At 57.0% G+C, this 12,745-nt stretch carries 9 protein-coding genes; all 9 read right to left on the bottom strand.

The annotated features are described in order from the left end of the window. Positions 1-18 precede the first annotated feature (18 nt). Positions 19-2,025, bottom strand: coding sequence for a TIR domain-containing protein (locus OP498_RS06720; protein ID WP_280553017.1), 2,007 nt, complete (start codon positions 2,023-2,025; stop codon positions 19-21). A gap of 60 nt (positions 2,026-2,085) precedes the next feature. Further along, the gene (locus tag OP498_RS06715; RefSeq protein WP_280553016.1) at positions 2,086-2,751 is read right to left on the bottom strand and encodes a hypothetical protein; all 666 of its coding nucleotides are present in this window, start codon (positions 2,749-2,751) and stop codon (positions 2,086-2,088) included. Then, on the bottom strand, positions 2,745-3,233 hold the full coding sequence (locus OP498_RS06710; RefSeq protein WP_280553015.1) for a TIR domain-containing protein: 489 nt from the start codon (positions 3,231-3,233) through the stop codon (positions 2,745-2,747). Before OP498_RS06710 ends, OP498_RS06715 begins: the two co-directional genes overlap by 7 nt. Positions 3,234-3,513: 280 nt before the next feature. Continuing rightward, positions 3,514-3,855: a DUF427 domain-containing protein gene (locus tag OP498_RS06705; protein WP_280553014.1), complete on the bottom strand. Its 342-nt coding sequence runs from the start codon at positions 3,853-3,855 to the stop codon at positions 3,514-3,516. 253 nt (positions 3,856-4,108) lie between these two features. Then, a complete protein-coding gene (locus OP498_RS06700) occupies positions 4,109-4,408 on the bottom strand; it encodes a hypothetical protein (RefSeq protein WP_280553013.1) in 300 nt (99 codons plus the stop codon). A 267-nt stretch (positions 4,409-4,675) separates the two neighbouring features. After that, positions 4,676-6,190, bottom strand: coding sequence for a class I SAM-dependent DNA methyltransferase (locus OP498_RS06695; protein ID WP_280553012.1), 1,515 nt, complete (start codon positions 6,188-6,190; stop codon positions 4,676-4,678). Next, positions 6,187-8,172, bottom strand: coding sequence for an ATP-binding protein (locus OP498_RS06690; RefSeq protein WP_280553011.1), 1,986 nt, complete (start codon positions 8,170-8,172; stop codon positions 6,187-6,189). The genes OP498_RS06695 and OP498_RS06690 overlap by 4 nt, the downstream gene beginning before the upstream one ends. Continuing rightward, on the bottom strand, positions 8,169-9,746 hold the full coding sequence (locus OP498_RS06685) for a restriction endonuclease subunit S (RefSeq protein WP_280553010.1): 1,578 nt from the start codon (positions 9,744-9,746) through the stop codon (positions 8,169-8,171). Before OP498_RS06685 ends, OP498_RS06690 begins: the two co-directional genes overlap by 4 nt. After that, complete coding sequence (locus tag OP498_RS06680) at positions 9,743-12,547, bottom strand: DEAD/DEAH box helicase family protein (RefSeq protein ID WP_280553009.1); 2,805 nt, start codon at positions 12,545-12,547, stop codon at positions 9,743-9,745. The genes OP498_RS06685 and OP498_RS06680 overlap by 4 nt, the downstream gene beginning before the upstream one ends. Positions 12,548-12,745 lie beyond the last annotated feature (198 nt).

Below are 12,745 nucleotides of genomic sequence, written 5' to 3'. Positions count from 1 at the left end.
TGTTTCTACAAACACATACTAATTTTCATTGAGCCCTTTAAGAATTAAATAGACACACTCGTCAACATAGGGGGATTTCATCAGCTTCTTGTATTCCTTATCATTAAGGCCACAGCGCGATGCAAGTTCAGATACACTGTGACTGCGTATGGATGCTATTATAGTATCGTAATCACTTTCATGGCCAAATGAGCGTGCCAAATTTTGCAAATCAGAATACCCCTCATTATGGGATATCTGCCATTCTTCAGTTAACGTTTCTGGCACATCAGAAGTCAGTAAAAGGTTGCAAACATCGCCAACTACACCACCAAACGCCCCAAGCAAAAATATTGATTTCTGTGCATCAAGAGCTAATGAAATTTCCTCTAAAACACCTGGCATCTTACCCTTGTACGCGGCAACCCTTCCTCCGGCACATATCCTAGCTGTAGAAGAAGAAATCGACCTCTCTCTCATTTCAGTCAAACATCGAGACCAGACATATGAATTCTGGGGTGTATTAGGAGGTAAAAAAGCTTCCTTATCTATATTGTTAAAGACATCACCAGCAACTTCATATTCGATAGTTTCCATGACCTGCTGATACTTAGCCCTCCAAGCAGTAATTTCTGGATCCGACACATACAGCGGCCATGCCAAATGGTTTTCAATAGGCGGAGCTGTTTCTCCTAACCTGTCCTTCAAGATTCTAGCTTCATCAAGGATAAATTCAGTGAAGCCACCAGGTCGTAAATCTCCGCCATAAAGCAATGTTGCGGATCGCGCTAGCAAATGCCTGGCGAGGTCTTGTGAAAGGCGAACTAGATGATCTGCATGAATATGGTGGTCTGCAAAGCTTTCCCGAGGAACATCAGAAATTGATATACCAATCCTCTTACCAGAAAGACTGTCCCGCTGCAAAGGGCTCCAAAGAGGAGTGAATGCTTGAACTCCTAATTCCTCATGCCAATCCGCTTCAATTGAATAGACAGGTGGCTCTGGATAGCACATTTTCTCTACACCATCCATTTTAAAATTTAGTACTTGCCTAATTTCAGGAGGGCGAGCAATCAACTCACTATCTTCATCAATCCACCCTGCGTGCTTATATGCCTCAAGACACTGCATTGAATAGCTATACCGAAGTGTCTCGATAATTGCCGTCGATAGAATTCGAAGAATATCCCTTTCTGACATTGGCACAGTAGATGAAATATGAACACATGGAACATTGGACGCGGCAGGAAAAATGCGGTCCTCAAAATCTTCAAGGCAATTAACCACAACTACAGGACGATTGTGTTGTTTTGCAATCAATATTTCCCGCTGACACCAATATCGAGAAGAATAAGCATCGCTTTCAATTGCGAGCAAGGTTGCATCTTTAATGTGATTTTCAATTTCTTGATCGAAATGATACCCAGGCGATATCTCATTGGCATCAAAGAAACGACCCATATTCGTATTATCGATAAATCTCTTTATCTCTTCGGAATGAAGCTTCCCAGTATCGCCTGATTTGGAATGACTTAAAAATATTCTTATGGAAGAATTTACCCCTTTATTTTCGAATGTCAATGATTTACAACTAAAGCGGTATATTTCGTGAGCCAAGGCAACCACCGCATTGAGGTCTCTGTTTTCGACAGCCCAGTCATTTTTTCGAATACAGTTCAACCCTGTCAGCGCACCTCCATGCCCATATCCGTCAGCATCAACCGCAATTGGAATAATTTTAATTGAAGGTGATTGCGGCAAGTTCTCAATGTAACGTCTCCATTTTTTCCTCCCTGCGGTGTTTACGCTTGTAAACACGAAGAGAATATTTGTATTTGCTGATTCATCAGGATAGTTGGATGGAGTCTCACCGCTGCTCTCCGAACTAAAGAAGAAAAGCGGAATATTGAGCCCTCGTGAAAAAGGTTTATCCTTGTCCCTAGAAAAGCTTATCCTTATAACATTTAGAATAGGGTTTACTTCCTCGGAGTCAGATGGGTGCCAGATAAAACTGACTGCTAATGGCGGAGAATACCCTGTTATCATAGACTTTCTCCTCCACACTCGCGAGTTTGCTCTTTTAATATCATCATGACCTCCAATATTTTAATTAACTTTACCGGTAATCTGATCGACTCGGTGGTGAGACTCCATAAACTGACATGGATCAGAAAGCACCATACTGATATCACCTCGATGCCCTTGAAATATAGAAGTTATTAAAGCGCGAGCTTCACCTGACTGCGAGAGTCGTATTTTTTTATAATTTCTAACTCTTCCGTATCCAATTGAAGCCAAATCTATTGCTATAGCACTGTCGCCAAAGTACAAGAACTGATTCGATATTAACACTTTGTCTGTCTTCCCAGTGTCTCGATTTAAATTCTCGATGTTTGGTGTTCCGTCTGGATTACTGTGATGAGAATCTTCTTGTACCCAGCTCCCATTTTGATCTATATGGTATATATTATCGCCTAGCATTTGAACTCTACTTCCGTTGCGCACTGGCTTTTTTAGTGAAAAACGCTCATGGTCCCAGTAATTCTGAAAGCTGACTTTTTCTGATACTTTCATAAGTAGAATGCATCGTCTTTTTACACTGCGAAGTGAACTGCCTCCAACACCCATGATCCAGTCTCCGACTTTAGCTGATTTACGAATGTCCGGCTTACACGTTGCCAAAGTGCATGAACCATGGAAGGGATTAGGGGCAAAACCATAGTCTCTTGTAATAGCATAAACGTATAAATGAGAGTTTGGGTCTATCAACACACTACATTTCCTCCATCAGTCCTTGGAGATGGAGAACCATCTGGATTCTGGAATTGGCTCCCCCCGCCTAGGGCGTCGATAACAGAATCCGACCTCCACCCAACTATCGAGGTGGCGTATTTTTTTAAATTCTCTGGAATCTCGACTTGATTTTTCAGGCCATTCTCATAGACCCCAATTATAGGCTTTCCTAGCTGGTGGGCTACTTTAACTTCCCAGTTAACCCATGGTCGCTTATGTGTGTCTTTACCGATTACTACAATTATTTTCCCTGCCCACCGCATTTTCATTCTCAAAAGCCGTGCGATAGTACGATCACTAACCTTTTTTTGATCAAGGCGTTTCTGGTTTTCCGGTTTGACACGTATAGAGCTATTCCTTAACTGATACCCCTTGCCTGATAACATACCTGTCAAACCGTCGACGCTAGCGTCATCTTTGTGATGATGACTTACAAAAACATTCTTTACTATATCGGCCATACTTATCTCCCTGCGTTGATAAAAATCATAGAAATCACATTTATTGAACCTCCCTTTCTTTTCGAATCGGCATTAGACTTCTTGCTAAATATTAAATATGAACATATACGCGAGTTCAACAATGTTGCGATATCCTTGACCTCTATCTGAGCCCGCTCAAAGCTCGAAACATCAAGAGCACCCCGGATGTATTATTGCTGATCTTCATGCTTTTTTCATAACATGAATAAACTCGCATGATGCCCTTTCCGACATGTCCGCTTAGGGTCGATATCTGACCTCACTCTACAATCTCCGTCGCCTTGTCGGCGTCAAACGCCAGCCGGCCGGCAATCGCCTGCATCTCCTCAGTCGGCTGTTCATAGCTCCAGGCCATATCGGCGATATCGGGAAGTGAGTAATAGGTAGTGTCGCCCTTGAACGGACAATGGGTGACGGTCTCGGAGGGCGTCAGCAGGTCCATGCGCACATCATCGCGGGGTAGGTACTGCCTCGGCGGATAGCCACGTTCGCGCAGTTCGATAGCGTTGTGGGTATCGGCGATCAGGGTGTCGCCATCAAGAATGCGCACCCGTCGGGTATGCGGCTGCAAGCTGATGCGGGGTGCAGTGTGGTCGGCCATTGACAGCTCCCTTGCTGGTTGGCGTCTCAACCAGCTTAGGGAACATGGGGGAAGCTGTCACTCGATTTGGGGCAAGTGCGTCTTCGTCATTGGTCATACCCGCCGCCGTGGTCGCGGGGTATCCTCGCCGAATCTCCGCTGACGCTGAACGTCGGCGTGGCCGGCGAAGTATGGCTGGTGCCCGACGATGGCAAGCCGCTGCGGATCGGCGCGGGTACATGGCGATGAAGGGCACTGCAGCCCAGCGAGTCGCCTACACCACGGCTAACCAGAACAGGCCGCCGATGACGGCAAGGGCGACCGACGCCACAACACCGGCGTGTCCACCTCCCCTGCCAACCAGAATTCGGGCGGCGATAGCCAAGCCCATCAGGATCCAGCCCACACCGATCAAGACGGTATCCGTGCCGTGCACACGGTGGTCGCCTCCGAATTTCGCCGGTGTGGTGACCGAATCCGACAGAATGGCATCCACGCCACAAAACATCGCCCCAGCGGCCAGCAAGGCCAATACGATCGAGCCAGCCACGCCAGGCGGCCCCTTGGGGTTCATACACCATCGCCCTGTGGGTTACGCGGCCCCTCGCTGGAGGGCTCTGTGAAGAAAAATCGCCGCCGAGGCCATCCGGTAGCGTTACTGGGTCCCGTATCTTGCCTGGCCGGCGGTTCAGCAAGCGATGGTCAGCAACCACTGGCCAGGCGCCTGCACCTGGTGTCTTGAACGGGTCGGGATGGGAATCCCAAATTCCCGATGGCTCACGGCTGGCGTCGCTCCCTGGCGCAGCGCTTGCACAACGTCAAGCAGCGCTTGGCTGACCTGTCAGTTGGTCTGCTGGATCGGCGCCACATCAGTGTCGGACTGCAGCGCCGATAACACGCTCCTGAAGCTTTCCAGGCCGGATTCCAGGTTTTCGATGATCTCTTCGGCAATGTCGTCGGGCTCGGGCAGGTTGTCCAGAGCGCCCAGGGACTTGTCGCGCAGCCAGAAGATGTCGAGGCTGGTCTTGTCGCGCTGGAAGATCTCGTCCCGGCGGTAGCGGCGCCAGCGGCCTTCGGGGTTGTCCTCGCTCCAGGTCTCTTCGCGCAGGTGACGTTCGCCCGGCTTGTAGCACTCGACGAACTCGCGCAGGTGTTCGTCGCGCAGCGGCTTCTTCTTCAGCGTGTGATGGATGTTGGTGCGGTAGTCATAGAGCCAGACCGCATCCGTCCAGGGTTCGGCGCGGCCGGGGCGGCCATCGAAGAACAGCACGTTGGCCTTCACGCCATGAGCGTAGAAGATGCCCGTGGGCAGGCGCAGGATGGTGTGTAGTTCGGTGGTTTCCATCAGCTTGCGGCGTACCGTCTCCCCCGCCCCGCCTTCGAACAGCACGTTGTCCGGCACCACCACGGCGGCCTGGCCGTTTTCCTTCAGCAGCGTCCTGATGTGCTGGACGAAGTTGAGCTGCTTGTTGGAGGTAGTGGCCCAGAAGTCCTGACGGTTGTACTCGAACTCCTCGCGCTCCTGCTCACCGGCCTCGTTGGTGATGGTAAGCGTGCTCTTCTTGCCAAAGGGCGGATTGGCCAGCACGTAGTCGTGCCGCCGGGGATTCTCCGCCAATAGCGCGTCGGTGGGCGATATGGTGGGGTCATCGCTGATGTCGCCGATGTTGTGCAGGAAGAGGTTCATCAGGCACATACGCCGCGCGCCGGGGACGATCTCGTTGCCGTAGAAGGTGTGATGCTTGAGCGCCTGCTTCTCCTCGGCGGTCATCTCCGCCATGTGGTGGTCCTTGATGTAATCATAGGCAGCAAGGAAGAAGCCGCCGGTGCCGCAAGCCGGGTCGCAGATCGTCCTGGCGGGTTGCGGGCGCACGCACTCCACCATGGCGCGGATCAGCGGTCGCGGGGTGAAGTACTGGCCGGCGCCGGACTTGGTGTCCTGGGCGTTGCGCTCCAGCAGGCCCTCGTACATGTCGCCCTTGACCTCGGCATCCAGCATCACCCAGATTTCGGCATCGATCAGCTCGATCAGCCGCGCCAGCTTGGCCGGGTCCTGGATCTTGTTCTGGGCCTTGGTGAAGATCTGGCCGAGCATGCCCCGCTCCCTGCCCAGCTGGCGCAGCAGCTCGATGTAATGCCCCTCGAGCTCCGCCCCCTTGCGGGCCTTGAGACTTTGCCAGTTGTATCGCTCGGGGATGCCCACATCCCGATGCCAGGGCGGGCTGCTGTATTCGTCCGCCATCTTGAGAAAGATCAGGTAGGTGAGCTGTTCCAGGTAGTCGCCATAGCTCACGCCGTCGTCGCGGAGCATGTGGCAGAAGTTCCAGACCTTGGAAACCAGGTTTTCGGCGTTCATGACTGCTCCTCGGTGGCGATGTAGGCCTGATCCGGGCGGTTGGGTTCATTCGGAAATTTGCGCTGCAACTGGCCCTTGCGCACCATCGGGGTGAGATAGCGGTGCTGCAGATAGGCAGGATTGCGCTTGGTGGCCATTGCCAGTTCTCGCAAGGACCAAGGCCGATGGGCACACAGGGCCAAAATTGCGGATTCCAGGCGGCCGGTGTCGCGGCTCCTCTGGCCCAGGGTATCCAACTGCCTACGGAGTGATTCCGGCAGCTCTGCTAACAGAGACTCCCTGGATAAGCTTTCGGACTCCCTAGGCAAGCTCTCGGACTCCCTAGATAAGGCTTCCGACTCCCTAGACAAGCCGCCGGACTCCTGTGATAAGCCTCCAGACTCCTGCGATAAGGGCCCGGGCTCCTGTGATAAGGGGGCAGACTCCCTAGATAAGCCCCCCGACTGCGTAGATAAGGGCGTGAAGAGATCGCCTTCCCCCTCCTCCGCCAGGGGTTCGAGCCGCTCGCCCGGCACGTAGTACGTCGCCGGCCCGCGCGGCACCTGCTCGACGAGCTTCAGGTCACGCAGGTGCGCCAGGCGCTGACTGGCGGCCAGCGTATCGACCCGGTTCAGGTCGCGGTAATCGGAATTGGTGATGCGGCCGGTCTCGCGGAGGAAGATCAGCGCTCGCTGCTCGTCCTCACCCAGCCCCAGGTGCCGGAACTGCCCCAGCCAGGCAATATCCGCCTCGCTCAGGAAGTGGTGGAACAGGTAGGTGGAGGCGAACTGGTCGTGGTGACGGTCCGAATCGAAGCTGGGTGGCGAAAGCCCGGCCTCTTCCATCAGCCGGCGCATGACGCGGATGCCGCTGCCCTTGGTCTCCGCCAGCCCCATCTCGTGCAGCACCGAGGCGATCACCGGGTTACGCCATTGCGAGCCAGGCTCGCCCAGATTCTCCAGTGCCTTGAGGGAGTAGCCCGGGTTCTGCACTTCCAGCCGGTTGCTGTAGCGCAGCAGCTGGACGGGCTGCTGACGCTGGTAGTTGCGATGCATCACCGCGTTCACCACCGCCTCCCGGACCACCTTGTCCGGCAGCACCGTCTTCTCGTCCCGCCGGATCTCGCCCTCCGGCAGCTGAAAGGCCCGCGGCAGGTCATCCAGCACCGCCGCGGTGGCCCGTTGTATCAGCCGGGGCAGCGTATCGCGCAGGTCCAGGGTGGTGAAACGCTCGTGGGGGTCCTCGATCCACTCCTTGCCGGGAATGCGGATGTAGTCCACGCGGTTGGCGGGGAACAGCCGGCGCAGGGCCCCCCGGCGGCCGAACAGCAGCACGCCGGCCACCGTCGGGTGCAGCTGGCCCGACTTGCGGACCACGGCGCCCAGCGCCTCCAGCAACTCCGGGTCGGAAAAGGTCAGCTCTTCTGCCGCCGGATTCACCGCGCGGCGGGCATCGCGGTAGTGCTCGATGGCGTCCGCGTCCAGGTCTTCCAGGCTGGCGCCGGAGACGACCGAGGCATCGTGGCTCTGGCCGGCCCGCCCCAGATACAGCGCCGCCAGGTCGTCCTGGTTGCAGCGGTAGTCGCCGCTGGGCCCACGGCGCCACGCCGAGCGCGGCAGGGGCTTGTTGGCGAAGTGGATGGGACGGGACGCCGGATCGGCCTCCGACACCTCCACCACGATGACCGTGCCCTCCTCCAGCGCCTCCGCCCGGGCCTGAATCCGCACCGGCACATTGAAGGCATTGGCGCACTGCGAATGCAGGTCACCCAGCAGCTTGTCCGGGTCCGCGATACCGGTCACCCGGTAATCCCCCGGCTGGTCCGATGCCTTCTCCACCCCCAGCAGCAACCAGCCACCGCCCAGCCCGGGCTCGTTGGCCAGGGCGCAGACCGTCTCCATGACCGACTTGCCGATGGCCGAGGCCCGCTTGGCCTCGATGCGATCGGATTCATCGAGCTGCCGGAGCTGGTCGAGCAGCGCGCGGGCCGTGAACGTATTCATGCCGAGGCCTCGGCCTTGCGCCTGCGGCGACCGGGTTTGGGCGTATCCGCCTGTTCCTGGCGGATGCGCTCCAGCAACCGGCTTGCCGGTTCGTCGTCGGGGTCCTGAGGGACGAGCTTGCCTTCGAAGGCGCGTTTCAGGATGGATTGGCGGAGCGTCGACGAGCGGCCAATAGCCGCATCGATCTCTTGTTCCAAATGCTTGATTCTCGAAAAGCGTGAATCCAAGTACTTCAACAGAACGGCCGACTCCGCTTTTGACAGGATCGGAACTTGAGCCGAAAGAACATCAGTTTGATTTATGCTGGCCTGGTTTACAGCATGTTTCGCATTTCGTGTAACTTCTGATCTACCTTGTCTTGTGCTTAAGTATGTTGAATATAGCTTAGGATCAATAAGGTCGGGCAAAAAACGCAACCGCATCATGTTGCTCTCGAATAGCATTCCCGCATGCCTATCTTGAACAAGCCCGGTCTTACCCAAGTACTCAATGCTATTGACCCTGTTAACCAGCAAATCGCTTTTTTGGATGGAATAACCCTGGGCTTCCTCTACATCAGCTCTAACTTTCTTAAACTCCCCTTCCTCACGCAATACGCCATCGTAAAAATCGTCAATGCGAACGATCTCACAACCAGAACCATACTGGGAGCTCGGTTTGTATAGTCCGTTTTTTGCACTCTCAATTAGCTCGCTGAGAGTCACCCATAACCAGGATTCAGGTAGCGAGGGTAAATGGTAAGTCGATTGTGATTCATAATTTTTCAGAGCAGATGGCTTTCTGGGTTTTCGGCTCGTTTTCCCTGTTTCCTCCCACTCCGCCAAGGCGGCTTTCCACTCTTCCAGCTGCTGCTCATAGCGCGCTTCGCGTTCTTCGCGGATACGCTGGAGGAGCTGGTCGGCGGATTCGAGTTTGTCGGCATTATCACGGCGCCACTGCTCGGTGAGGCGGCCTTCGAACGCGGCCTTGAGCAGGGACTGGCGGTAGGTCTTGAGCTGGGCACGAGCTGTTTTCAGGCTTTCCAAGCCCTTGTCCAATTCGGAGAAGAGCTCTTCGACTTTGGCGACGATGCGGCGTTGTTCGCTAAGTGGAGGGACAGCAATCGCTATTCTTCGCATAGCGCGCTGATTAAGCTTCAGCCTTGTCGTCCCGGTTACAACTGGCGCATAATCTGCAGAATTCAGATAATAGCAGAAGAAGTCAGGATTGATTCTCGGTGAGAGAATGTGAGCATGATTGTTTACCCATACTTTCCCTTCAACGATGTACGCTTTCGCCTTCTCCGGCTCTAGGAAGGGAGCACCATCCTCCCCCAAGAGGACGTATTTCCCATCAAGTTTGTAATCATCAATGTAATCAACCTGCCCTGTAGCGCCGTAGTACGGGAAAAGTTCGGAGACGCCCTTACCATCAATTCGTTGTTGACGTTCCTTGTTATTAACAGGCTCTCGATAGGAGTCCAATATCAAGGCCACATCATCAAGCGCAGCCACTTTCCACCATTTTGGAGCAGGAAAACGCTGCCCAAGCAAGTCCAGTCTCACTGATGGTGCTCCTTCAGGAACTTCACTCACGCCGCCATCTCGTCATTTATCTGGTCCAATACGTTCTCCATATCCTCTCCGAATAGCTGCCACATGCGCCCGCGTCCGCCTTCGGCGTCGAAGGGGGCGTAGTCCAGGTCTTCCACGCCGATGTGGAAGCTGGCGGTGATGTGGTCGCGGATCTTTTCGAGCCAGGCCATCTGTGCCTCGTTGAATTTGGGCTGGTTGCCGGAGTGCCGGCCGAAGACCCAGCGCTTGAAGTTGGCGCGCACGGTGTCGGCGTAGGGCGTGAGCTTGTCGTCCCAGCCGCTGACCCGGCGCACCAGGGCGATGATCTGCGCCAGTTCCGATTCCGGCCGGCGCGCTGGCACCTGATCCAGGCGGGCGTAGGCGTCCCACACCCGGGCCGGGGCGAGCTGCGGCTTCTCGCGCTTGAGCGCGTCGCGCAGCTCGCGAATGGCCCGGGCGGTGATCTCGCGGCGCCGGTGCGGCTGGTGATAGTAAATGGTCAGGGCGTCGATGTCGTCCCGGTGGGCCTCCAGCCACTCGCGAAATGCCTGGCGCAGGTTCTCGCGGTGGGTGTCGGCGTCGGTCTCCCAGTCGCTGGTGGTGACCTCGTCCGGGTTGATCTCATCCACCAGCTGCTCCTGGCGCTGGCGGACCTCTTCGAGGTAGGTGGTCAGCGGGCCGGTGATGGCGGCGGTGGCGGCCTTGGCTCGCTGCTCGCGCACCGTCTCGATCTGCGCCGGGCTGGGTTCGGCGGATTCGGGCAGCTGGTGGGCCTCGCGGGCGGCGCGGCGCAGGGCGTCCGGGTCGTCGGTGGCCAGCAATTCGGCGGCGATGGTGTTGAGGTCCGGGCCGCCGGTGATCCTGCGCACGTTCTGGTGCTGCTCGTCGTCGAGTCGCTTGCTGAAGCGGGCCAGGCGGCCGGCCAGGCTGGTCAGGGTGTCCGGGTCGCGCACGCCCATGGTCACGCCCTGCATGAGCGCCTTCATGGGCACGCTGGGCTGGCGCTCCAGGGTGCCGGTTTCCATCTTTTTCGACTCGCTCACCCCCACGGCGTCGACCAGCACGAAGTGTTCCTTCGGGCCACTGGCGGAGCGGTTGACCTGGCGCAGGCCGTCGGCGTCCAGGCTACGGGTGCCGCGGCCGACCATCTGCATGTAGTAGTTGCGGCTTTTCACGTCGCGCATGAACAGCAGGCACTCGAGGGGCTTCACGTCGGTGCCGGTGGCGATCATGTCCACGGTGACGGCGATGCGCGGGTGGTAGTCGTTGCGGAAGCTGTTGAGCAGGCCCTGGGGATCTTCGTCGATGCGGTAGGTGATCTTCTTGCAGAAGTCGTTGCCGGCGGCGAACTCCTCGCGGACGATCTTGATGATGTCGTCGGCGTGGCTGTCGGTCTTGGCGAAGATCAGGGTCTTGGGCACCTCGATGCCGCCAGCGTTGATGCCGGGGCCGCCCTCGCCTTCCGACAGGCGACGCTGCGGGAACATGCGCGGCAGGGCGTCGCGGAAGGCGCGGATGACGGTGCGGATCTGGTTGGGGTTGACCACGCTGCGGTCGAGCTGGCTGCCGGCGTATTCCAGGTCCTCGTCGAGCTGCGACCAGCGCTGTTCGCGGGTCAGGCGGTCGCGATGCTCGACGGTCTCCTCCGCCTCGATCGTCGCCCCTTCCCGAGTCAGCCGAGTGTCGATGCGCCAGATGAAGTGATCCACGTTCACGCCGTCCACCACGGACTGCTCCAGCGGGTATTCGCTGACCACGTTCTGCTGGAAGAAGCCGTAGGTGCGGTTGTCCGGCGTGGCGGTGAGCCCCACCAGGAAACTGTCGAAATACTCGATCACCTGCCGCCAGAGGTTGTAGATGGAGCGGTGGCACTCGTCGATGACGATGACATCGAAGAACTCCGGCGGCACCTTGGCGTTGTACACCACCGGCAACGGTTCCTTGCGCAGGGCATCGAGCCCGGCCGGTTCGTCTTCGGCCTCTTCGGGCAATGGCTCACCCTTGAGGATGGAGTAGAGCCGCTGGATGGTGCTGATGCAGACCTGGCCGTCGCGGGGCACATGGGGCGAGCGCAGGCGCTGGACGGTGTAGAGCTCGGTGAACTTGCGGTTGTCGTCCTGGGGCAGGTACTGGTGGAACTCGTTCTCCGCCTGTACGCCCAGGTTGCGGGTGTCCACCAGGAACAGCACGCGCTTGGCGCCGGCGTGCTTGAGCAGGCGGTAGATGCTGGTGATGGCGGTGAAGGTCTTGCCCGCGCCGGTGGCCATCTGGATCAACGCCCGGAGACGGTTTTCCTTCAGCGAGGTTTCCAGGTTGCCGATGGCGCGGAACTGGCAGTCGCGCAGGCCGTCCGGCTGCAGCACCGGCAGCGCCTGAAGCCGGGCCCGGAAGGGGGCGGTCTGCGAGCGCCACTCTGCCAGGGTCTCCGGGCGATGGAACTGGAACACTTCGCGGGCGCGGGGCGCCGGATCGTGGCGGTCGGTGAAACGAGTGATCTCGCCGGTGGCTTCATAGACGAAGCGCAGATCCACCTTGCCGATATGCTTCAGCTCGGCCTCGGCATAGCGGGCCGACTGCTCCTCCACCTTGCTGATGCGATGGCCTTCCTCCTCGCGCTTGGCTTCGATCAGGCCCACCGGCACGCCGTCCACCAGCAGAAGATAGTCCATGGGTCCAGTGTCAGTGGGATACTCCCGCACTGCCACGCCCCGCGCCGCCGACGGATTCAGCTCTGCCAGGCTCTGTACGAGCCAGCCGGAAGACCGGAGCTGGTCATCGATGCGATCGCGGGCGCGCTGCTCGGGATTCTGATTGTTACCCATGGGGTATCCCACCATGGCAATCGCTGCCAGGCGGTCCGATAACCGCCTGCCCCTGTCGAGAATGCGAGATGGGATAATGGGGGGAGTCGGCAGAGTCCGTCGCCATGGGGTCGTCCTTTGCGTATGGGCTGCGTGGTTATATTGTTCGATTCAGCCTAGCACCAAAGGATAATGGGTCCCATAAGCGGTTGGATCGAG

It is taken from the genome of Halomonas sp. 25-S5, assembly GCF_029889845.1.
Classification (GTDB): domain Bacteria; phylum Pseudomonadota; class Gammaproteobacteria; order Pseudomonadales; family Halomonadaceae; genus Halomonas.
The sequence above is the reverse complement of the archived record's forward strand: the minus strand, read 5'-3'. Positions and strand labels throughout refer to the sequence as shown.